This is a genomic window from Lentilactobacillus senioris (genome assembly GCF_026798195.1).
Classification (GTDB): Bacteria; Bacillota; Bacilli; order Lactobacillales; family Lactobacillaceae; genus Lentilactobacillus; species Lentilactobacillus senioris_A.
This window is the reverse complement of the sequence record NZ_JAPQEZ010000001.1, coordinates 114,604-135,665: the sequence shown is the minus strand read 5'-3', so window position 1 is coordinate 135,665 and position 21,062 is coordinate 114,604. Positions and strand designations below refer to the sequence as shown.

The 21,062-nt window shown below is 40.3% G+C and carries 22 protein-coding genes and 1 pseudogene; 11 read left to right on the top strand and 12 right to left on the bottom strand.

Annotation, left to right across the window (positions count from 1 at the left end):
- Positions 1–33 precede the first annotated feature (33 nt).
- Together OXT66_RS00645 and OXT66_RS00640 are read right to left on the bottom strand one after the other, a co-directional pair.
- Positions 34–750: a sulfite exporter TauE/SafE family protein gene (locus tag OXT66_RS00645; RefSeq protein WP_268595150.1), complete on the bottom strand. Its 717-nt coding sequence runs from the start codon at positions 748–750 to the stop codon at positions 34–36.
- A gap of 137 nt (positions 751–887) precedes the next feature.
- A pseudogene (locus OXT66_RS00640) lies at positions 888–1,354 on the bottom strand (glutathione peroxidase).
- A 277-nt stretch (positions 1,355–1,631) separates the two neighbouring features.
- On the opposite strand from OXT66_RS00640, the gene OXT66_RS00635 reads away from it, so the two are divergent.
- From OXT66_RS00635 to OXT66_RS00620, 4 genes are all read left to right on the top strand, one after another.
- Positions 1,632–2,450, top strand: coding sequence for a Cof-type HAD-IIB family hydrolase (locus OXT66_RS00635; protein ID WP_268595149.1), 819 nt, complete (start codon positions 1,632–1,634; stop codon positions 2,448–2,450).
- Between the two features lie 135 nt (positions 2,451–2,585).
- Positions 2,586–3,506, top strand: coding sequence for an EamA family transporter (locus OXT66_RS00630; protein WP_268595148.1), 921 nt, complete (start codon positions 2,586–2,588; stop codon positions 3,504–3,506).
- Complete coding sequence (locus OXT66_RS00625; RefSeq protein ID WP_268595147.1) at positions 3,499–3,909, top strand: winged helix-turn-helix transcriptional regulator; 411 nt, start codon at positions 3,499–3,501, stop codon at positions 3,907–3,909. Before OXT66_RS00630 ends, OXT66_RS00625 begins: the two co-directional genes overlap by 8 nt.
- A gap of 101 nt (positions 3,910–4,010) precedes the next feature.
- Positions 4,011–4,964, top strand: coding sequence for an aldo/keto reductase (locus OXT66_RS00620; RefSeq protein ID WP_268595146.1), 954 nt, complete (start codon positions 4,011–4,013; stop codon positions 4,962–4,964).
- Positions 4,965–4,980: 16 nt separating this feature from the next.
- On the opposite strand, the gene OXT66_RS00615 is transcribed toward OXT66_RS00620, so the two are convergent.
- From OXT66_RS00615 to OXT66_RS00595, 5 genes are all read right to left on the bottom strand, one after another.
- Positions 4,981–5,355, bottom strand: a complete 375-nt coding sequence (locus OXT66_RS00615) for a DUF1048 domain-containing protein (protein WP_268595145.1) — start codon at positions 5,353–5,355, stop codon at positions 4,981–4,983.
- 1 nt (position 5,356) lies between these two features.
- Positions 5,357–5,614: a DUF1048 domain-containing protein gene (locus OXT66_RS00610; protein WP_268595428.1), complete on the bottom strand. Its 258-nt coding sequence runs from the start codon at positions 5,612–5,614 to the stop codon at positions 5,357–5,359.
- 116 nt (positions 5,615–5,730) lie between these two features.
- A complete protein-coding gene (locus tag OXT66_RS00605) occupies positions 5,731–6,054 on the bottom strand; it encodes a PadR family transcriptional regulator (protein ID WP_268595144.1) in 324 nt (107 codons plus the stop codon).
- Positions 6,055–6,658: 604 nt separating this feature from the next.
- Positions 6,659–7,291, bottom strand: coding sequence for a C40 family peptidase (locus OXT66_RS00600; protein ID WP_268595143.1), 633 nt, complete (start codon positions 7,289–7,291; stop codon positions 6,659–6,661).
- Positions 7,292–7,449: 158 nt separating this feature from the next.
- The gene (locus tag OXT66_RS00595; RefSeq protein WP_268595142.1) at positions 7,450–8,565 is read right to left on the bottom strand and encodes a VanZ family protein; all 1,116 of its coding nucleotides are present in this window, start codon (positions 8,563–8,565) and stop codon (positions 7,450–7,452) included.
- A 117-nt stretch (positions 8,566–8,682) separates the two neighbouring features.
- Here OXT66_RS00595 and OXT66_RS00590 point away from each other — a divergent pair, with 117 nt between their 5' ends.
- The 3 genes from OXT66_RS00590 (at position 8,683) to OXT66_RS00580 (ending at position 10,094) form a co-directional block, all read left to right on the top strand.
- Complete coding sequence (locus OXT66_RS00590) at positions 8,683–9,063, top strand: DUF1093 domain-containing protein (protein WP_268595141.1); 381 nt, start codon at positions 8,683–8,685, stop codon at positions 9,061–9,063.
- A gap of 114 nt (positions 9,064–9,177) precedes the next feature.
- The gene (locus OXT66_RS00585; protein ID WP_054670327.1) at positions 9,178–9,573 is read left to right on the top strand and encodes an iron-sulfur cluster biosynthesis family protein; all 396 of its coding nucleotides are present in this window, start codon (positions 9,178–9,180) and stop codon (positions 9,571–9,573) included.
- An 89-nt stretch (positions 9,574–9,662) separates the two neighbouring features.
- A complete protein-coding gene (locus OXT66_RS00580; RefSeq protein ID WP_268595140.1) occupies positions 9,663–10,094 on the top strand; it encodes a GNAT family N-acetyltransferase in 432 nt (143 codons plus the stop codon).
- Between the two features lie 58 nt (positions 10,095–10,152).
- Here OXT66_RS00580 and OXT66_RS00575 read toward each other — a convergent pair whose 3' ends face one another.
- Complete coding sequence (locus OXT66_RS00575) at positions 10,153–10,476, bottom strand: heavy metal-binding domain-containing protein (RefSeq protein ID WP_268595139.1); 324 nt, start codon at positions 10,474–10,476, stop codon at positions 10,153–10,155.
- Between the two features lie 147 nt (positions 10,477–10,623).
- On the opposite strand from OXT66_RS00575, the gene OXT66_RS00570 reads away from it, so the two are divergent.
- Together OXT66_RS00570 and OXT66_RS00565 are read left to right on the top strand one after the other, a co-directional pair.
- Positions 10,624–11,439 (top strand): methylenetetrahydrofolate reductase, encoded by an 816-nt coding sequence (locus OXT66_RS00570; protein ID WP_268595138.1) that lies wholly within the window; start codon positions 10,624–10,626, stop codon positions 11,437–11,439.
- Between the two features lie 53 nt (positions 11,440–11,492).
- Entirely contained in the window at positions 11,493–13,427 is a 1,935-nt protein-coding gene (locus tag OXT66_RS00565) for an elongation factor G (protein ID WP_268595137.1), read from the top strand.
- Positions 13,428–13,468: 41 nt separating this feature from the next.
- Here OXT66_RS00565 and OXT66_RS00560 read toward each other — a convergent pair whose 3' ends face one another.
- The 4 genes from OXT66_RS00560 to OXT66_RS00545 all read right to left on the bottom strand — a co-directional run bounded on the left by OXT66_RS00560 (position 13,469) and on the right by OXT66_RS00545 (position 19,528).
- Positions 13,469–14,203 (bottom strand): class A sortase, encoded by a 735-nt coding sequence (locus tag OXT66_RS00560; RefSeq protein ID WP_268595136.1) that lies wholly within the window; start codon positions 14,201–14,203, stop codon positions 13,469–13,471.
- Positions 14,193–14,987 carry a class C sortase gene (locus OXT66_RS00555; protein WP_268595135.1) on the bottom strand — a complete coding sequence of 265 codons (795 nt, stop codon included), beginning with the start codon at positions 14,985–14,987 and terminating at the stop codon, positions 14,193–14,195. Before OXT66_RS00555 ends, OXT66_RS00560 begins: the two co-directional genes overlap by 11 nt.
- 61 nt (positions 14,988–15,048) lie before the next feature.
- Positions 15,049–16,533: a SpaA isopeptide-forming pilin-related protein gene (locus OXT66_RS00550; RefSeq protein WP_268595134.1), complete on the bottom strand. Its 1,485-nt coding sequence runs from the start codon at positions 16,531–16,533 to the stop codon at positions 15,049–15,051.
- Between the two features lie 4 nt (positions 16,534–16,537).
- Positions 16,538–19,528, bottom strand: a complete 2,991-nt coding sequence (locus OXT66_RS00545; RefSeq protein WP_268595133.1) for an MSCRAMM family protein — start codon at positions 19,526–19,528, stop codon at positions 16,538–16,540.
- Positions 19,529–19,884: 356 nt separating this feature from the next.
- Between OXT66_RS00545 and OXT66_RS00540 the strand changes: the two genes are divergently transcribed.
- Together OXT66_RS00540 and OXT66_RS00535 are read left to right on the top strand one after the other, a co-directional pair.
- Entirely contained in the window at positions 19,885–20,337 is a 453-nt protein-coding gene (locus OXT66_RS00540) for a DUF3290 domain-containing protein (RefSeq protein ID WP_268595132.1), read from the top strand.
- 2 nt (positions 20,338–20,339) lie between these two features.
- Complete coding sequence (locus tag OXT66_RS00535; RefSeq protein ID WP_268595131.1) at positions 20,340–20,984, top strand: DUF421 domain-containing protein; 645 nt, start codon at positions 20,340–20,342, stop codon at positions 20,982–20,984.
- Positions 20,985–21,062 lie beyond the last annotated feature (78 nt).

Sequence of the window (21,062 nt, the reverse complement as noted above, 5' to 3'; positions counted from 1 at the left end):
ACTTATGTCACAGCCACGTCCCCTTTTTAGGGTTCAGAAAAATAAATAATAAACGCCACTTAAACCAATAAATCCATAAATAAACGGTTTGATCGTTTCCAGGTTCCAACGTGCTGATAGTCTAGTTGCCAAGATAGTTCCAACCGTAGCGGCTGCCATTCCCACAAGGATAGCCGGAATTTCGGCGGTGCCTAAAATCCCGTTAAAGACCCGAATGGCGGTAATGTAGATGGCATCGATTAAGAAAAAGCCCTGGATATTGCCCAAGTAATCAGGCATTGAGTCTGAAAGCGACAAGAAGTACAGAGCCATCAGTGGGCCACCAATCCCAAATAAACCGTTAAAGAAGCCGGAGATCACCATAAAAGTCAGCGCAATCCAGAGAGGGTATTTTTGACTGCCAGCGGTTTTGGAAAAGGTGAAGTAAATGCATAAAGTCACCAGTAATCCACCCAGCATTAACCGCAAAATATGCGTGTCTAAAACACTGCTCAGGTGAACGGACCAAGTCGCCACCGCGGCGTAAACAATGAACGGCGGCAGAACCCGTTTTAATTTAAATTCATGCCGATACCGAATGGTTAACGTTAAAACGCCACTAAACATAATGACCCCACCAATGCCGGCGGCTTGCGTCATTGGCAAAATAGACGGCAAAAAAATCATCATGATGATAACGGCGCCAAAGCCAGTTAACCCCTGGACTAGGGCGCCTAAAAAGGCTGCTAAAATAAGTATGAGCCAAGTCATAAAAGTAGTTCTCCTTCATTAAAAAGTTCGCTACTTTTAGTTTGGAGATTACTTTAGGGGATGTCAATGCTCAGCTAAAAATAAAAAGGTTGTGACTACGAAGTCATTTCCTGACTTCTGTCACAGCCTCAAAGCAATTATTTATTTAGTTCTGCTATTACGTCTGGTAAGATATCTTCTGGTTTAACTCTGCTGCCGTAACGTTTCACTACTTGACCGTTACGATTAATTAAAAACTTGGTAAAGTTCCATTTGATTCTTCCTGAGTCGGTCTGTTCTTTAAGAAATGCGAACAATGGATCCTCATCTGCCCCGTTTACCCGGATTTTACGCGTCATAGGGAAGGTAACCCCGTAATGAACTGAACAGTATTCAGATGTTTCTTCATCGCTCTTAAGCTCTTGGTGAAATTGATTGGAAGGTAATCCTAAAATAGCTAGTCCTTGGTCATGATATTGTTGATACATAGCCTCAAAACCGGTTAGCTGGGGAGCCCACATTTACTGGCGGTATTCATGATTAACACTACTTGGCCTTGATAGTCCTTAAAGTTGATGGGTTTGCCACTCATTTCGGTTTCGGTAAAGTCGTAAAAAGTTTTCATTTTAAATCCCTCCTTACCGGTAGTTTAACACTAAAAAAGGGATCAGATAATTCGAAACATTCAAGTTGCATTTTTGGTAGTTTGCGTTTATTATGGGGGCATCAAATGGAAAGGGGGTGATACTTTTTGAATTACGATTCTAATCTTAAAGTGTCAGCCTTGCCCCTTAACGGAGACAAGTTCTGATCACTTGTAAGAGGAAGCCAGCCAAATATTTTGGTTGGCTTTTTTGTTGTCCGCGTTTTAGTTATAATGAAAAGAAAAACGGAGGGTCAGCATGTATAAACTAATAACTAGTGATTTGGATGAAACTCTACTACGGGCGGACGGTTCAATCTCTCAAGATAACGTAACAGCCATTAAGGCGGCTACTGAAATGGGAGTTAAATTCGTTCCTAATACCGGGCGCAATTTTTTGACGGTTCAACCCTTATTGGAACAACTGGGGCTCAAGCAACAAGCTAATGAATACGTGATTTCGTATAATGGGGGTGTGGTGGTAGAAAATGCCGGTAACCAGGTGATTATTAGTAACTCGTTAACCTATGATGAAGCCCAAGAAGTATTTGCGACTTTTGCGGAGTTTCCAAATACTAGTGTCCATGTTTATACACTTGATCATCTTTATATTTATCGATTAAGAGACGATGACCGGCACTACATGCAAACGCGCGGAGTGACTTTCACAGAAATGACCACTCCGGACTTTGAGCAATTCAGTGACCAACCAATTATGAAAGTCATTGCAATGAATCCTGCTGAAGAAGTCCGGCACCAAATGTATGCTGCGGTTGAACGAAATTTACATGGTACAGTTAATATCACCTATTCTTCTGGTATTTACGTGGAAGTTAACCACGGTGGCGTTGATAAAGGTAAGGCTGTACTAGATTTAGCTGGTCGGTTAGGCATTAAGGCTGACGAAATTATGGCGTTAGGTGATAATTCTAATGACTTAGCAATGCTTAAGACCGCGGGATTAGCAGTATCAGTGGCTAACGGAATTCCCGAAGTAAAGGCAGTGGCCGATTATGTAACGACCGCTGATTATGAAAACGGGGTGGCAGAAGCCATCCATAAATTTGTCTTAGACTAAAAGAGACCGCCTCCGGCGGTCTCTTTTAGGTTAAAGGTTTAATCTATACCAAACATTTGTTAGACTGAGAATTGATGTTTAATTTCGGTTTTTAACTCTTTATACCAATTTTAAAAGCCGTGTTAGGAGGGTTTAATGAAGTCTAATAAGTTTAAGGGAATTTCCCTAGCCGTGGGGGGTTCTATCTTATGGGGAATTTCTGGAACGGTTGCGCAGTACTTATTTAACAACTTTGTAATTACCCCAGTATGGATCGTGGGGGTCCGGCTATTATTTGCCGGATTGCTGTTGGTGACAATTAGTACTCTGCAAAATGGTAAAGCTGCTTGGCAGATTTGGCGTAATAAAACTGACCGCCGCCAGTTAATTGCTTTTGCCGTTTTTGGCATGCTGGCATCCCAACTATCATATTTTATGGCTATTCAGGCTGGTAATGCGGCTACGGCTACTATTTTGCAATTTACGGGTCCCCTGTATATTATTATTTATCTGGCTATTAGCCAGCACCAACTACCGCGTAGAATTGACGCAGTTTCTATAGTGGTAGCGTTAGCGGGAACCTTTTTATTAGTTACCAAAGGGCATTTAAATTCTCTCTCGTTAGCACCGCTAGCAGTAATCTGGGGATTATTATCCGGGGTTAGCCAAGCTAGTTACACCTTAATTCCGCGATCGTTACTGCAAAAATACGACGCTAAATTAGTAGTGGGCTGGGGAATGTTAGTTGGAAGTATTCCCTTTTTACCAATCGTTACCACCCAGGTTCCCCATTCATTTGCGGGCCCAGAGTTAGTGGCAATTGGGTATATTATTATTTTTGGGACTATCTTTTCATATTTATTCTACCTTCAAAGTTTGAACTACATTGCACCGGCAACTACGGGAATGCTAAGTTCAATAGAACCCCTAACGGCAACCACTCTAGCAATTTTATTACTAGGAGTAAAAATGAGTGGTATTGAATTAATTGGGGCCGTATTAATCTTGGCGACGGTCTTTTTGCAGGCGTTGCCTACCAAGAGTGCAAACAAGGAGAAAACAATATCCAATGGCTAAAGAAGTTTTAAGCGAAATTGAAGTAACCCTAAACGTAATCGGTGGTAAATGGAAACCTTTGATTTTACACCTGCTGCAGACGCAAGGGACTAAACGTTACAGTGAAATCTTGCGGTATCTAGAAACCGCTCCGAAAAAAACGGTCACGGCGCAGTTACGAGAATTGGAAGCTGACCAAATTATTAAACGAGAAGTGATTCCCGCTACACCAGTTCAGGTCCAGTACAGTGTAACTGAACTGGGAAAAAGTTTATTTCCACTATTAGACGTGATGTGTTCTTGGGGTTACGTTAATATGAATGATCAATACCAGTTGAAACATCCGACCTGTGAGCCTGATGAAGCTACTATGTTAGATAAGCAAGATAAACTAAATCGGTTAGGACAATTATTTACTGGATAAGGGCACTTCAAAGTATCCTGGGTATAAAAATGTCCCTTCTTGTATTTCCATTGTCGGACTTTTACAATGAAAATTAGATTAGACATTAGGAGGCCAAAATTATGAAGCAAGTAAAAATGGGTAACACCAACTGGACTGCTTCTGCGGTTGCTTTAGGGATTATGCGTATGGAAGCTTTATCCGTGGATGACGCTACCAAATCACTACAAACGGCAGTAGATGCTGGAATTAACTTTGTTGATTCTGCTGATATTTACGGAATGGGCAAGTCAGAGGAAAACTTTGGTCAAGCTTTGAAGCAATCCGGAATTGCTCGTGATAAATTGTTTATCCAATCCAAGGGTGGAATTGTTACCGACCCTGCTCGTAGTCACGGTAGTTTTGTTTTTGGTCAACGTTACGATTTTTCTAAGCAACACATTTTAGAAGCCGTTGATGGTATTTTGGAACGGATGCAAATTGATTATTTGGATTCCTTTCTATTACACCGGCCTGATCCTTTGATGGAACCAGATCAAATTGCGGCGGCATTTGATGAATTGCAAATGGCTGGTAAAGTCCGGCACTTTGGGGTATCTAACTTTAATCCACAACAATTCATGCTGGTTCAAGAAGCAGTCAGCCAAAAGCTACTGATTAATCAATTGCAATTTAGTATCGCTCATACTGGGATGGTTGATTTTGGGATGCACACTAATATGAAGGATGAGCGGTCGATTGACCATGATGGCGGTCTATTAGAATTTGCCCGGCGAAAGGGTTTGACCATTCAAGCCTGGTCTCCATTCCAATACGGAATGTTTGAAGGGACCTTTATTGATAGTCCTAAGTACCAAGAACTCAATGATCTACTGGCGCAACTAGCTGAAAAATACCATACTAGTAAAAATGGTATTGCGGTGGCCTGGATTTTACGGCACCCAGCTAACATGCAAGTGTTATTGGGAACCATGACTCCGGAGCACATCGCCGACAGTGCTGCTGGTGCAGACATCGAATTGACAAAACAAGAATGGTATGATGTTTATTTTGCGGCCGGAAATGATTTACCATAATGCTAAAGATAGCGGGCTATTTTCTTTGATGAGAATGGCTCGCTTTATTTAGTTTAGCGTGCACCCGTTTTTGCATATCGTTTTTCCAGTCTTCAGCCCAGGATTTGGTTTGCAGTGATTGGCGGAAGTTTTCGGCAAATTCACCTACGTCAGTTCCGACATAATCGAGAACAGAAATGTGGTTATCTACTCCATCTTGGAGAAAATCAATTAATTGGTAAAGACCGGCGATAGTGTCTAGGCCGGAACCACCAGCGAAGGTGAAGAGGTATTTTTCTACTTCCTTGTAGACGATTTGGTAATCTTTAGGCATAGCATGCACCCGTTTCATTTGGGCGCGCCATTCTCGTTTATCTGATCTCATCTTGTTGAAGTATTGAAATAAATTCATGTTATTTGCCCCCTAGTTTTTTGTTAATCCGTTGGTTGATTTTGGCTTGTTTTTTTTGTTGGTAATTTTCCATCCAGTTAGTCACGTTCATGGATTCGCCCCAGTCATGGGCAAATGCTGCAATGTCTGGGCCGATGAATTCTGCGACGGGGGTTTGTTGAGCTGCCGCTTCACTAAATAAGTCAATGAGATTTACTTGGGCATCCATTAAGTCGAAGCCATCGAACCCGCCATAGTTAGCCGTTAGGTATTCACTAATTTATTGAAATGCTTGTTGATAGTCTGCTGGTAATTGCTTTACCTGATCCATTTCTGCTTGGTATTGTTGCTTTTTTTGATGGAGTGCTTTTAAATTCCAGTATTCTTTTTTAAACATTATGCTTCCCCCTTTAATTCCTTGAGTCTGTCAGTTAAAAAGCCCCATTTGTCCCAAAAACGAGCGAGTTCTTCGCGACCAGTTTCGTTAAGGGAATAAAATTTGCGCATGGGGCCGATGTCACTTTTGCGTTTGACGGTGTTCACCCAGCCGTTTTTTTCTAGTCTGATTAATACTGTATAGACGGTGCCTTCGACGATATCTTCAAAGCCTAAGTCCTGAATTGTTTTAGTGATTTCATAACCGTAAGTTTCGCCGCGACTAATAATTTCTAAAATGACGCCTTCGAGGACGCCCTTCAACATTTCCGTAATATTTTTCATGAGTTCTCCTAATAAGTGTTGCTTAGTAGCCAAGACAACTGAATTTCAATTGAATGAAGTATTGGGTCACTACTTGTTAATCCTAAGTACCGGTACATAGTAATACGAAATAGCAGTTCCGTCAACTACTTAGTAATAAAAAGTAGCTGATGAAAATAAATAAAAACCGCTAACCATTGATGAATAGGGGTTAACGGTGATTGAATATTGATTTAGTTTTTCGTTGGTGCTCGACAGTACCCGAGCGCAGTGGTTGGCTGAGTTTCAAAAAACAAAACTCTAGCCAACTTTGCGAAGGTTCAACTAAAAATTTCTTTCAGAAATTTAGTTTCTCTCGCCAGCACTTTATAAAACGGCTTCGGCACTCAACTAACTCACCTAACTACAAAATAACAGGTAGCGGCATTCGCCGAACTACCTGCTATTTTTAGGTTAGAAACTCGTTAGTTCCCGAGTCCCTTAGCACTTTGTAAATCGGCCTCACCTCACTACTTTTTCCGTCCAACATAAAAATGCTAAATAGCGATTTGAAAAGCAAATCGAACTATTCAGCATTTTTTCATTGGTACTCGAAAGTACCCGTGAGGTTCAGCACTTTAAAACTTTATTTTACTCTCCCCGCAAAGCTAGGCATAAATGCAGAGCTGATCGTCTCTACTTCTACATTTGAACCAGGTTGAGGTGCAGCTACGTATTGGTTGTTACCAATGTAGATAGCAACGTGATAAGATGCGCCTTGGCTTCCCCAGAACAAGAGGTCGCCAGGTTGAGCAGCACTTACACTTTCATAAGTTACTTGGCCTTCTTGAGCCACGGTGTTATGAGCTAAGCTAATACCAGCTGCATGTTGATAAACATAAGCGGTCAAACCAGAGCAGTCCATTCCGCTAAGACTAGCGCCACCCCAAACGTAAGGGATGTTCATGTTAGCTAATTTTTTAGCGTAGTCAACTACGGCGCTGTTAGAACTAGTAGTGGTAGTATTAGCCGTAGCTTGATTAGCAGTGCTAGTATTTGTTGCTACGCTATTAGCTGAGTAACTATTATTGGCGTAATTATAATTATAGTTGTAATTATAGTTAGTACCTTGATTAGCGTATCCAACATTATAGGTTTGAGTAGCTTGAGTAGTTTGTGGTTGAGTATAAGTGTCGGCGCTTGCCACATCTGTGGTAGCGATGCCTGCTCCCATTAATCCAAGGGTAGCAAGTAAAGTTAAACGAATAGGTAATTTCAAAATCAATTCCTCATTTCTAGTTGATGACCACATTGTAACGTGTCAATATTACGAGGCAATTGGGAGAGATTTACAACTTTAGGTCGAAAATGGCAATTGGATGAAATTAGGTTATATTCGTAACTTGGCTGCCATAAATGTTACATTGAAAAAATAAGCTAATGACCAATTTCTCTAGTGTTAGTCATGTGTTCATAAAACATCTTGCTGTTTTGCTTAAACATTAACACCAAGATATCCAATAAGAATAGCAACAACGCAATACCAGCAATTGCTAAAATGGTAAAGTAAAAGGCCCTACTACTGCCACGATCCGAATCGAATTTGACTAGGACTAACGGAATGAAGTAAAAAAGGTTACCTAGGGCTAAGCCATAAAATAGGAACTGCCGGAACAATAGTTGCAAAAAACCAGCAGCTGATTCGTCTTCTGCCACCAGACTAATTTTGACGGCCCCCTTACCAATCGTAGTGCCCTTACTGAAGTAAGGTAATATTACGAAGTAGATGAACACACCACCCAAGTAGCTTAGGTAATTATTCAGTCCTAATTGGGGAACTAACAACCCTAAAGTAATAAAAATAATTAATAAAATAATCCAATCAATGACAAATGCGATAGCTCGGCGAGAAAAACTAGCGACATTACGTTTTTGTTCAGCATCATAGTTGAGCCGAGAAAGTGGGGGGAACAGTTTGGCAAATAAGGGTTCGATTAAATAACCGCAGGTACCACCTAAGGTATTTAAAATTAAATCGTCAACGTCGAATAATCGGTAAGGACGCGGATAGATAAAGTACAAACCACTTAACTGAGTCAATTCAAAAAAGAGGGAAAGGCAAAAGGATGCCAAGACCACTTTTTTAAACGAGAGCTTCCAAAAATAACGTAAATACAAACCAAACGGTACGGTGAGCATGAAATTAAAGTAAGGTTGCAAAAAGGCACTTTGCTTAAGGGCGGGAACGTAGGTGCTAGGGTCTAGCGGTCTAAAGACGGTATTAGTGATGAAATAATGCAATGCATTGAAAGGAACTAGTTGCATCCAAGGAGTATGTAAGTGAGCAACAAAGCTTTGTCTAGGTAGTGGCAAAATAATTAAGTAGTAGGCACAAATCAAATAAAAGCTGAAACTAAAGACAATTAATACTTTTAGTTTGGAAATGGAACCATACTTGCGGTACTGCAATACGGCATACGGAATTACGGCAAGCAAGGCGATAAAAATAAAAGTAAAAAAAGCTGAAACAATGGGGAATACATAAGCACTCATAGTCGACCTCCAGGTTATGATTGTACTAATTTAATTATATCATTATCGATAGTTTCTTCACTTCTGTTTGTTTTAGATATGCTACAATTAATCAAAACCAAGGAGGGTTTATTTACTATGAAGAAAATAATTTGGTTAATTGTGGGAGTGGCGGTAGTAGTATTAGCTTATTTTGGTTGGAACTACTATCAAGAAACTTACCAAGGACATACGGCTTACGCAGTAGTAAGTAGTAAAGTGCCAACGCGAGAAAAAACGGTGGACGATAATGGTAAGACCATTTCTAATTCCTATTCGTACGTTTACCACTTTAAATTTGTGAGAACGGACGGAAAGGTCCAAAACATGGAATATGAACTAATGGGTTCAGATCCGAAACCATTTACTCCTAACTCATACGTTAAAGCTGAAATTTCTCAAAAACGAGTAATTAACGGGCCTAACGAAGTGAAAGCGGACCAAGTTCCAAGTGATGTGAAAGCTAAGCTTAATAATTAATGAAAACTGAAGTGTTAAAATTAGCATTTTTCAGTAAAGGGAGTAGAATATAAGTTGTTGATACGAACTTTTAGTAAGCAGTTTGCTGATGTGAATTGCTAAGGAGGAATGAATATGCCAACAATTAATGTAACACCAACAATGTTGGAATACCTTAAGACTAAAGGAATTACTGATAAAGAGTTGATTTTGATCACGGATGACGCTGGGGGCAAGTACTCACTAAATGGTGGGTCCTGTAGCTTAGGGGCTAACTTCACCATTATCGTGTTGGATCAGCCGGACCCAGATTATCAATTGAAAATGGAAAATAACGCTGATCTTCACATGTGGACTTCTAAATACGACACGATGTTTTTTGAATCTGGTTTAACGCTAGATTACAAGAATCACAGTGTTGAAATTAGGGATAACGCCCATATTTTGGATAACGCAGTCCAAATTGCTAACGGGCAGGAAGTGCTTAATGCTGCTGGTAAAGGGATGCAAGCTAGTGGTGGTAATTGCTAAATAATATTTTGACCGATGTTAACAAAACATCGGTTTTTTATTTGTTAAATTCAGAGTAATGGTTTATTGTTGCCTCAAGGGGTGATCAAATGTTAACCATTAAAAAAACAGCAGAATTAAGTAGCACGGAACTTATTGAAATTATGAAACAGCGGGTGGCGGTTTTTGTAGTGGAACAAAACTGTCCCTACCAAGAAGTTGACGATGCTGATTTTAACGATTGGCACATTATTTTGCACGAACACGAACACATTCAAGCCTATGCGCGAGTCATCGATAAGGGTGATTACGTTACCTTTGGCCGCGTGTTAGTTGCTGAACCATTTCGGGGTCAAGGATTAGGTCGTCAGATTGTTAGTGCGGCCTTAGAAATGATCGCCGATAATTTTGCGGGCCAACCAATTAAAATTCAAGCACAAGCCTACCTGCAAAAATTTTACGAATCATTTGGTTTTCAAGCCACGTCGGCAGTGTATTTAGAAGACGATATTCCTCATCTGGATATGCAAAAAAGCAATTAAAAAAGGAACAGTGGCTAAATTGCCAAGCTGTTCCTTTTTGTTAGGGAAAATTTAGGAGTTAGTCCACAAACTTAACTGCAGTTCCATAAGCAGTTACCGTTTCCATCCCTTCATCGATTGAATCAGTGTCATAACGCATCATAACTACGGCATCAGCACCCATAGCAGCTGCATTATCCTTCAATCTGTCAACGGCGGTGTCACGGGTTTCAGACATCAATTCAGTGTAGGCCTTGATTTCGCCACCGATCACGCTCTTTAATCCAGCGCCGATGTTTTTAACAACGTTTTTGGATTGGGTAGTTAGTCCGAAAACTTCGCCAATTGCTTCGTAATTTTTACCAGGAATGTTTTCAGTTGTTACTACTAAAACTTGTGCCATAATATGATCTCCCTTACTAGATGTGATTTATTAATCCAACAGTACCATAGCGGTTATTTAGAAACAAATAAAACGACGTGCGAATTTTAGACGAGTTAGGGTTTGCTATAATAAAGGCAATAAATTTTTTTTAAAGGAGCCCTCTTCATGTCATTTTCTATAGAAATTGTTCCTCCTAGTAGTCCAGATAAAGTGCCGGATTATGAAGAAATGTTGGCTGGATTAGCAGATTTACAGCCCACTTCGGTGGCAGTTACTCTAGGTGCTGGGCAGACAGCTACTGCTAAGGAGGCTAGTTTAGCGACGTTAGCTAGGGTGCAAAACCAAATTGGCCTGCCGGCGGTTGCTCATTTAACTGGTCTCTATGAAACTAAAGCCAGTGTTACCGCCTTTTTAGAACGATTGAGAACCATTAACGTCCATCAGATAATGGCGTTGCGGGGAGATTACCAAGCTGATCGACAAGTGGGGGACTTCTTACATGCTAGCGACTTAATTACCTATCTTAAAACTCAAGGTGATTTTCAAATTAGTGCGGCTTGTTATCCGGATGGTCATGCGGAAGCTGATTCATTGGCAGCAGATTTGCAGTATTTGCAGTTGAAGGTAGCAGTTGGCGCTGAACGATTAATTTCGCAAGTTTTCTTTGATAATCAGGTCTTCTATGATTTCACTGATCGGGCGCAAGCTGCTGGCATTAACGTCCCAATTGTGGCCGGAGTTATGCCGATTTTGAGTTCGCATTTGGTCGAGATTTTGACTACTAAAATGGGACTAACGTTAACGCCAACGTTAGAACAGTTGGTTTCCAGATATGGTGACGATCCAGTAGCCTTTCGCCAAGTGGGATTGGAGTTTACGCAACGGCAAATTAAAGATTTACAAAAGCACCAAGTTGCTGGGATCCATCTATTCACCATGAATGATTTGGCGGCCACCAAAGCCCTTTGCGGTCTGAATTGACAACCAGGTTATAATTAAAGACAGCGAATATCGAAGCATGAGGAGATTTTTTCATGAAACAAATTGTAACTGGAATTGTGGCCCACGTGGACGCAGGCAAAACCACGTTATCAGAGGCACTGCTGTACCAAACTGGAACTGTCAGACAACTAGGGCGAGTGGATAACGGTGACGCCTTTTTGGATTCTGATAGTTTAGAACAAAAACGCGGCATTACTATTTTTTCGCATCAAGCTAACTTACAATACGAGGATTTAGCGTTAACGTTGCTAGACACTCCGGGGCATATGGATTTTGCTAGCCAAACGGAACAGGTGTTAAGCGTTCTGGATTACGCTATCTTAGTAGTTTCAGCTACCGATGGGGTAAAGGGGTACACTAGAACCCTGTGGCATTTATTGGAACGTTACGAAATTCCCACGTTCATTTTTGTTAATAAAATGGATGTGCCCGGAGTTGACCGCAATACCGTCTTGCAGGATTTACAAACTAATTTGGCGGATGGTTGCGTGGCCTTTGACACTGATGAACTAACTGAGGCAACTCAAGAAGAAATTGCGATGCAATCCGAAAAAGCACTGGATGAGTTTATGGAAGTAGGGGAGTTGAGCGAGCAAACCGTTAAACGGCTTATACAAAAACGCCAAGTCTTTCCAGTATATTTTGGAGCAGCCCTGAAGTTGGAAGGAGTCACTGACTTGTTGGCTGGAATGGCTAAGCGGACACTTGAAACGCAAACCGAACGCGAATTTGGTGCGCGGGTGTTCAAAATCTCGCACGACGACCATGGTGAACGATTGACCTGGTTAAGAGTGACTGGTGGTGACTTACAACCCAAAATGTCGGTGCTTGACGATCAAAAGATTAACCAACTACGAGTGTATAACGGAATCAAGTTTGCGAACCAAACGCAAATCAATGCGGGGCAAGTTTGCGCTGTCACTGGTTTGACTGGAACGTATCCCGGCCAAGGCTTAGGTAATCAGGCTGACGCTTTGAGTCCAATGCTTCAACCGGTTTTAAATTATGCGGTCCAATCCAATGCGGCAGATTTACAAACCACCTTGACGGCCTTGCGGGAACTCGAAGATGAAGATCCACAATTGCACGTTCAATGGGATAGCCATTTGCAAGAAATTCGAGTGCAATTGATGGGAACCGTTCAACTAGAAGTTTTACAACAGATCTTGCTGTCCCGGTTTAGGTTACAGGTAGAGTTTGGTGAAGGCAGCATTTTATATCGCGAAACCATTACCGAAAACGTAGAAGGAGTCGGTCACTTTGAACCCCTTAGACATTACGCGGAAGTCCACTTATTGATGGAACCAGCTCCGGCTGGTAGTGGGCTAGAGTTTGTGGCGGATTGCCCGGTAGACGTGCTCGGCAAAAATTGGCAACATCAGGTGTTAGCTAATTTAGCGGCTAAGGAGCAGTTGGGCGTGCTAACTGGTTCACCATTGACCGATACAAAAATTACCTTGATTAATGGACGTGCCAGCAATGTTCATACCGTTGGTGGAGATTTCCGTGAAGCTACTTGGCGAGCAGTTCGCCAAGGATTGATGATGTTGAAGCAACGAGACGCGTGCCAATTACTGGAACCCTGGTATCAATTTAGGTTGGAGATCGGTAGTGATCAAGTGGGGCGCGCCTTAAACGATATTCAAAAAATGAACGGGACTTTTGAAGCACCAACTAATGCTGGAAGTGCGGAAATGGTTACGATCGTTGGGACCGCGCCAGTATCCGAGATGCAAGAATATTCTCAGGCCGTTAACGCCTATACGCATGGTCAAGGTCAACTAGAGTGCGTGTTTGCAGGTTATCAGCCTTGTCATAACGCAGCTGAAGTCATTGCAGCTACGGATTATGATCCAGTTGCGGACGTAGCTAACACTCCTGATTCAGTATTTTGTGCTCACGGTGCTGGTTATCCAGTGAAGTGGAACGAGGTGCCAGCAATGGCGCACGTGGGGTACTTACAATAAAAAACAACGATGATCTTGATAAAAAGATCATCGTTGTTTTTTTATTTATAAGGGTGGATGGATTGTAATTTTCCTTGAACTACAATCCGGTCTGGTTCGTTCCAACGCCAAGAAGCACAAGTGATAAGGGTGATTAACTTACGTCCTGGTTGGTCATCTAAGACTTCCACGTCGTCTTTATCGACAATTTGATTACTAATGGCTCGGTAGGTATAGACTTTTTTCATGTCAGTAATGATAATGCGGTTGCCCTTTTGGACGCGTTTGATCGGGGAAAATAAAATGTGGGTATTGGTCATGTAATGACCAGCTAGAGCGTAGTTGCCTTCACCCATCTTTTGGTCGGGCTTTAAAGTCCCGGCCCCCCGGACTAAAACGGCGTTGCTGACCCCGATGCCGATTGGTAAATACAAGCCTACAGCTGGAATCATGAGGCGGCCGGCAGGGTAATAGTTTGAATTGCCGCCCTTGTAACCACTGGTATCTTTAGTGGGATTAAAACCTTTGATAACATCTTGAGTTTGGTAATTAGCAACGGTAAGGGGATTTAGTTGCCCGGTTTTGGCGTAGTTGAAATCATCACTGTGATTGCGATTTTTGCGTTCCACTTTTGCGGCCTTAGCGATTTTATCTGCGGTGACGCCATCATACTCCTTCTTGCCCATGTTTTCGATAGCTGGCGATTCAGTGAGGGCTACGGTTAAAATAATGATCCCAATCAGAAAGGTAAGGATTAACAACCAGGAAGCTGGATGTTTAGAGCGGTTAGATTTCATCTGAACCACCTCCTTTATGGTTCCGGAAGTAGCGAATCAGGCGGTAGATGAGGTAAGCAACTACTGCGATCCCCAATGCCACCATCAAAATCTTGTACCAGTCCCAAACAAAATGAGCTTTAGGAATTGACTTGGATTCGTTAGGAATACGGTGACCAGTAACTAAGAGACGGTGGGTGTTGATCATGTAAGGGGTACAAGTCATCAGAGTCACTTGGTTAGTCTGAGGATCTCGCTGAACGGGATTAGCGGTGGTTGGCTTGATGGTCTTAATATTATCAACTTCGTAGGTCATCAACCCATAAGCGTTTTTGAGGTAAAACCTATCGCCGATTTCTAGGCGGGGTAAGTCAGTAAATAACTGGGCTCCTGGCAATCCCCGGTGAGCGGTAATTAAACTATGTTGGTTTTTCTTCCCCATTGGAACGTCGGTCCCTTGAACTAAACCAGCGTAACGATTCAGAGTCTTATCACTAGTTCCTGGGAAAACCGGTAGTTCCACGTCGATTGCTGGAATGGAGATAAAGGCGAGGGGATCTGTCCCGTAAGCGGTGCTAGAATGATCTCCAAAGGGATCGTTGACGGTTTGCTGTTGAGAAGTTTGTTGCTTGAGAAGGCTTTGTTGGGCTTCTTTAAGTTTCTTTTTACTTGCATATTGTAGACTAGTTTTATATTCATTAAGGGTACCTTGTTGGCGAAGAGAGGTATAGTAGTTGCTAACCATGGGGAAACTAAGTAGCCCCAGGCCAAGAATGAATAATAGGATTGCGAGCCATTTGCGCATAGTTAGTTCCTCCTCTCGGATATGTATAACGAAGCCGAAGCCTCGTTGTTAAACTATTGAATTATGCGTTGCGTTGTTTCTTGTAGTAAAGGTAACCTGAACCACCCATTAATGCTAAACCGGCGATAACGAAGAGCCAGATGCCCATGCCACCGGTGATAGGAAGTGAGTAGCGTTTGTTTTTAATGAGTTGGTCTTTGGAACCAATTTCAAAGTTAAGTTGTGAGTCGTTAGCAGCTAATTTTGCATAGCCTGATGGTGCTTGGGTTTCAACTAAGGAATACTTAGTTACTTTTCCTTCAGCATCGTTGCGTTTGTCATAAACGTAAGGAATACCAGTAAAGCCGAATGTTCCATCATCTTTTGATACTAATTGTGTAGATGCTTTGGCTTCATCTATAGTTCCCCAGCCAGTAAATTCGTAAGAGTTATTAAATTTAGCGTATTCCGTGGTTGGGTTTCCACTTTCGTCAAAACTTTCTTTCTTAACGATAAATTTAGCACCTTCTAGCAATTTAGTTGTATCATCTGCATCAACTTTAACAAAGTCAGCGCCACCTAATTTAAGGTAGTTTTTAACGATAATACCTTTTCCATCGTCTGTAAGACCGAAATGTTTTGATTTTTCAGTGAAAGTAATATTACCATCTGTGTCTACTTTAAATTTTGCTGTAATTCCAGCAATTCCTTCGTATCCCTTATTGGTTCCAAGACTACTTTCGGTTAAAGTGTAAGTAACTCCAGCGATTAAGTCACTTAAATCTAAGGTACCATTTTCTAGAGTGGTAACAGTTTGGCTGCCACTATTTTTGCTAGAGAGAGTAAATTCAACACCTTCCAGTGGACCAAATACTGGATTTGTTGGATTTGCTGGATCCTGTCCAAGTTTTGTAAGATTAGAACTACTTTCATCTAATTGGTTTTTAGGATATAAATGAGCAGTTGTAGTATCAGTTAATCCTACAATTGGTAGGGTGAAGATTAGGGGACTTGACAAAGAGTTAAGTCCTTCTTCAGGAACCGTTGTTTCTAGGATTAAATAAGTTTTGTTATTTGGAACGCTTGTAAAGTTAGCTAAGCCATCTTTATTAGAAATTAATTGTTCGTCTCCTACTTCGGCAATTTTTCCGTTCGCAACATTATCTTTTATAAATTTAGCTTGAGCAGTGTTCATGTCTGACAATTCAGTACTTCCACCATGGATCGTTGCAGTTAAGGCAGAAATTGCTTCCTTGTAATCAGCTTCAGACACATTGTTAGGATTAGGAATTAAACTATTATCTGTAAATTCGTATAACGTAAATCCAACTGTACCGTATTTTTCAGCATCGTATGGTGTTAATCCGCCTAGAGCATCTCCGGTAATTGTGTTACCTGTGTTTTGAAGGCTAGTTCCAGCAGAGGTATTTTTCATCTTATGCAATTGGATATTAATGGTATCACTAGGACTTTCCGTTTTGGCATCTGCACTTGCGTTAATTGCTGAGCCACCAACAAACATTAAGGCGGTGACTGCTAGCGTCCGTAGTATTTTTTTGAATTTCATGGTCTTATCCTCCTCTTGGATGAGTGCGCCGAATGGCGAGAGACAGTGAGATAGAGATTAATCCAATAATGACGATCCAGATGATTCCGGATCCCCCCGTAACTGGTAAGCTGTAGCGAGTGTTCTCGATTTGTTTAGGTTGAGCACCACCTCCTGAAGTGTCTGTTATTTCAAATGGGATTGGATTTGAATTTAGAGCATAGCCATCTGGAGCCTTAACCTCAATTAATGTGTAAGTGCCATGAGGTAAACCACTGATGTTAATGAGTCCATCCGTTTCACCAACGGATTTACTTTCTAACAGTGTATCTGAGGTTTGACTTGTTGCGGTGCCAGTCATTTTACCGTTAGCATCAAAGGTTAAATAGTCGTTACCGTGTTTAACTACAAACTTGGCTCCATTTAATCCGTTTTTGGATGCGCTATCAATTTTCTGAAAGTTGTAACCGTCGCGAGGAACGGTGTTATTAACTGTGATAGTTTTGTCTGAAATAGTTACTTTTTCATGATCAGAAACTGTCCATTTTTGGGTTGATTCATTGTATGAAAGTTTTATGGAATCACCTAGTGGTTCGTAACCATCCATTTCATTTTCAGTTAGAATATAGGTTTTATTGCGATCTAATCCTGTCAAACTAACCTTTCCGTCTTTATCATCAGTAGTATATTCAGCGATTTTATTGGTAGTGCCGTCTCCATTAAGTACCTCAAGTTTAAAGGTGACACCTGATAGTTTACTGTACTCACCAGGGTTAAAAGGTGACTCACCTTTTTTCTCTAGTTGTAAAGTGTCAGTATTGCTAGTGAAATGGGTTATTACTTCGTTAGTTTCATTTTCCCAAGTGTAATTAACTCCAGAATCAAATTTAACTTTAGCTTTATTAGTAAATGTGCCAATAAAGTTTTCTGGGAATGTAACTTTCATCTGAATGGCGAAATGACCACCGTTAAATTTTAGACTTTCGATTTCTTTGTCAGTAAGTGAATAGATGATTTTTCTGGTAGTGCTGTCGTAACTTATATTTGCAAGTTCAGTGATTACATCATCGGTTTCATTGACTTTATCTTTAGTATTTATTAACCGAATTTGATATCGTCCTGATGAATTTTGGGCTAGTTGCATTCCTTCCGGTAAAGTATCGGTAAAGATAATATTATTAGGCTTAGCGATTGACGCGTTAGGAATATTGTAGGTTTCTTGGTAAACAGTGTAGTAAAAACTACTCATATTTTTATCAGCTGTATTACTATTGACCCTATCAATTGTTTGATCGTCTAAATCATTATTATCTACATTAATATCGTTAGTTCGGTGAACAGTTTTTACCGGATCTGCTGGTTGCCTTGGCATTACTGAACCACCAGCTAGTGATTGCCAAACAAAACCATGGGTACTCTTGAGTTTAAATTTATGAGTAGTTCCGGATAATGGAAACGATACGGCTCCTTTTTCATAGTTGATAGATCCTAGAAAGTCTCCCCACTGGTCGATCCCTGTATGGGGTAAGTACTCTCCGGTGTCGTTATTTTTATCCCAAACTCCTTCGCCCACACCTTCATACCAGCCATCCCCTCGATCAGTTACTTTTGTTGGGTTGGCTAAAATACCTTGGATGTAATTACCATTACTATCTTTGTTGTTAGTTCCGGCACATTCATTCCCGTCAGCAGGGTTTGCTTCGCCTTCATCGGGATTATCTCTTTTTCCGTTAAGAGAACCAAAGGTGATAAAGGAGTTATTGTTAATTCCTGAACTGTTTGGTAAAATTAACTGCTTTTCTTCTCCATCATTTCCAATAAAAGTAATATCGATGTCGAAACTATCAATATTGGTATAAAGTAGGCCTGAGTAAAAGTTAGTAGAAAAATCAATATAGTGGTCAGAGGTGTTTGTTTTATGTTCACTATAACTTCTATACTTAATGTTAGAGATGGTTACGACAGCCCCCATTGAATGGCCAATAGCATTTTCAGTACCATCTTCGTAGTATTCGCCGACATTATCATACTTCACCTTAAATTCTGTTTTTGCATCTGGCTCCGCATCTGGAAGTTTAACGGCGTAAGCATCACCTGGATAATAAGAATTGTAATAATTTGTTTGATAACTATCTTGACTCCAGTAATTTCCACCACCATTTGATTCTGGTTTATAAAAAATTTCTGCTGGATTTGTTTTAAATTGACCGGTATCAATACTTAACTTACTAGACCAACTGCTATTTAAAATTTGAGTCCTGTAAATATTTAGTTCTCCCTTAGGAATTTCCACACTCTCTGATGGATTTATTATCGGTGTTTTAGGAGAATCTGCTTTTGGAGTTGCTTTTTTCTGATCCTCGCCATCATCGTCTTCATCAGCTTCTGTAGCCTCTGCTTTAGCAGTGCTGCTTTCCGCTTGCTTCTTAACCTGTCTAGCAGTTACTTGTTTTTGAGATACTTTACTTTCTACCTTGTCATTAGTTTTAGTAGGTGTTTCTGTTTGATTTTCAAAAACAGTCTTTGTGTTTGGTTCTGTAATGTCAGGTTCAGAAACGTTATTACTTAAGTCGAATTCAGGAACATCGTATTTTTCCTGATTATGATTCAATAATAGTTGGAGCTTTAATTTGTCGGCATTGGTTTGATAATTGATTGCTAGAGGAACTTCTAATGTAACGGTTTGTGCTTCTGGAGTTACGTTTTCCACCATTAGCTGTTCTGGGTTATCGTTATCATAATCAGCCTTAATTTGTTTTTCATCAATCTTTATTTCTGACTCTTCATCAAAATTAGCTTGTTCGTTATCGGTTAACTCTAAACTGACCTTTTCGTCGGCATCAAGGTCTAAGATTATTGATAACTTTGCTTGATCTGATTTTGAGTCACTTATTTTTTCAACAGTCGCATTTTTGATAGTCGGTCCGCGTTCCTGCGCTTGAATAATTACTAACGGAAACGGTGCTGCAATTACCAAAAAACTTAAAAAAAACACAATTCGGAGCCATTTTTTCATGAGGATTACCTCCATTTCGAAAGTGGTTAGGGATTGTCTGAATTTACTTATAGTGATGATAACAATTAAATGTGAGCAAAATATGACCGAAATATGTTTATAATTAAACTGTAATTGAAACACTTACATAACAATGGTTAATGGCCTATCACAATTTCAAAAGATGTTATAAGCACAAGTAATAATAAAAGAGGAGTGTGGTTATAAGGTCATTTTATGACTTTTGACTCTCTCCTTTTTAATTTCAAATTTATTTCCCTCTAAAAATACGATGCCAAGTTAAGGAACTGAGCTGATATTTTCTTAAATATTGTGTGTGCTAAAATATTTTTAACTTATTAAAGGAGTAATCTAGAATGGATTTTTACACTTATCAATACCTCCAAAACAATCAAAATAATTGGCAGTACGTTCATATCGGCGTGATTATTATTTTGGTGATTCTATTTATTGCTTTTGAAATTAGGTACCTAAAAAATCGGTGGGACGTTAAATATAAGGATTTAACCATTATTGTGGGGGTCCTGTGTTTGTTAATCGTGGGAATTCAAGCCAATGATTATACGAATTTGCGTAATTCCATTAAACAAACTGGTCAGGTAACACAGATAGTTCAACAGGTGGCAACCAAAATAAAGGTTAAGCCACAACAGGTATTAATTAATGCCACTCAACTTAACAACACTAATAACTTATTAGTTAAAACTCCTAAGGGCTATTTTCGTCTCTTATTTAATGATGATGGAACTCAGTTTGTATTAGAAAAAATTCAACTATCTCATCCCGAGATTAGGGTTCAGGAGGATTAAGCATGTTCACCTATTCAGACATTATTCTTAAGCTAATTGTTGGTTTTTTGTTTATTACTTTTTTGATCAACTTTACTGGTAAGGGTAATTTGGCTCCTACTTCGGCTTTGGACCAAATGCAAAACTACGTCTTGGGCGGTATTATTGGTGGGGTTCTCTATAATCCGGCAATTACGCTGACTCAATTTGTGGTGGTTCTGCTCATTTGGTCCCTATTAATTTTAGTCACGCGCTACGTTAAGACCCATATTCACTGGATTGGGAAGTTGATTGATGGAGAACCAGTCACGATCATTAAAAACGGGCGGATTTTAGTAGATAACTGTTTGAAGGTTAACCTATCTGCTAAAGAAGTGGATTTTAAGCTGAGAACCGCCGGAGTTTATAATATTAGTGAAGTCAAACGAGCTATTATTGAGCAAAATGGTAGTCTTACTGTCTTGAGACAGGGGGATGGAAGTATTCGTTATCCGGTGATCGTTGATGGTCAAATTGATAACGATGTCTTGGAAATTATGGGCAAAGACGAAAAGTGGCTAACCCAAGTTTTGGCTCAGCATGGGGTTACCAATGTTAAGGATGTTTTTATGGCGACCTTTAAAAACAATGAACTCAAGATTGTTCGCTATACCGATAATGATCAATAACAAGGGTATTCAACTTAACGGCATAAAATATAAAAATAGCTAAATCCTTGTTCTTAAATTGAAAACGCTATAAGATGA

What these genes read in the sequence shown, in the direction of transcription:
- OXT66_RS00645 (WP_268595150.1), bottom strand. Translation starts at nt 750, where the DNA reads ATGACTTGGCTCATACTTATTTTAGCAGCCTTTTTAGGCGCCCTAGTC.
- OXT66_RS00635 (WP_268595149.1), top strand. Translation starts at nt 1,632, where the DNA reads ATGTATAAACTAATAACTAGTGATTTGGATGAAACTCTACTACGGGCG.
- OXT66_RS00630 (WP_268595148.1), top strand. Translation starts at nt 2,586, where the DNA reads ATGAAGTCTAATAAGTTTAAGGGAATTTCCCTAGCCGTGGGGGGTTCT.
- OXT66_RS00625 (WP_268595147.1), top strand. Translation starts at nt 3,499, where the DNA reads ATGGCTAAAGAAGTTTTAAGCGAAATTGAAGTAACCCTAAACGTAATC.
- OXT66_RS00620 (WP_268595146.1), top strand. Translation starts at nt 4,011, where the DNA reads ATGAAGCAAGTAAAAATGGGTAACACCAACTGGACTGCTTCTGCGGTT.
- OXT66_RS00615 (WP_268595145.1), bottom strand. Translation starts at nt 5,355, where the DNA reads ATGAATTTATTTCAATACTTCAACAAGATGAGATCAGATAAACGAGAA.
- OXT66_RS00605 (WP_268595144.1), bottom strand. Translation starts at nt 6,054, where the DNA reads ATGAAAAATATTACGGAAATGTTGAAGGGCGTCCTCGAAGGCGTCATT.
- OXT66_RS00595 (WP_268595142.1), bottom strand. Translation starts at nt 8,565, where the DNA reads ATGAGTGCTTATGTATTCCCCATTGTTTCAGCTTTTTTTACTTTTATT.
- OXT66_RS00590 (WP_268595141.1), top strand. Translation starts at nt 8,683, where the DNA reads ATGAAGAAAATAATTTGGTTAATTGTGGGAGTGGCGGTAGTAGTATTA.
- OXT66_RS00585 (WP_054670327.1), top strand. Translation starts at nt 9,178, where the DNA reads ATGCCAACAATTAATGTAACACCAACAATGTTGGAATACCTTAAGACT.
- OXT66_RS00580 (WP_268595140.1), top strand. Translation starts at nt 9,663, where the DNA reads ATGTTAACCATTAAAAAAACAGCAGAATTAAGTAGCACGGAACTTATT.
- OXT66_RS00575 (WP_268595139.1), bottom strand. Translation starts at nt 10,476, where the DNA reads ATGGCACAAGTTTTAGTAGTAACAACTGAAAACATTCCTGGTAAAAAT.
- OXT66_RS00570 (WP_268595138.1), top strand. Translation starts at nt 10,624, where the DNA reads ATGTCATTTTCTATAGAAATTGTTCCTCCTAGTAGTCCAGATAAAGTG.
- OXT66_RS00565 (WP_268595137.1), top strand. Translation starts at nt 11,493, where the DNA reads ATGAAACAAATTGTAACTGGAATTGTGGCCCACGTGGACGCAGGCAAA.
- OXT66_RS00560 (WP_268595136.1), bottom strand. Translation starts at nt 14,203, where the DNA reads ATGAAATCTAACCGCTCTAAACATCCAGCTTCCTGGTTGTTAATCCTT.
- OXT66_RS00555 (WP_268595135.1), bottom strand. Translation starts at nt 14,987, where the DNA reads ATGCGCAAATGGCTCGCAATCCTATTATTCATTCTTGGCCTGGGGCTA.
- OXT66_RS00550 (WP_268595134.1), bottom strand. Translation starts at nt 16,533, where the DNA reads ATGAAATTCAAAAAAATACTACGGACGCTAGCAGTCACCGCCTTAATG.
- OXT66_RS00545 (WP_268595133.1), bottom strand. Translation starts at nt 19,528, where the DNA reads ATGAAAAAATGGCTCCGAATTGTGTTTTTTTTAAGTTTTTTGGTAATT.
- OXT66_RS00540 (WP_268595132.1), top strand. Translation starts at nt 19,885, where the DNA reads ATGGATTTTTACACTTATCAATACCTCCAAAACAATCAAAATAATTGG.
- OXT66_RS00535 (WP_268595131.1), top strand. Translation starts at nt 20,340, where the DNA reads ATGTTCACCTATTCAGACATTATTCTTAAGCTAATTGTTGGTTTTTTG.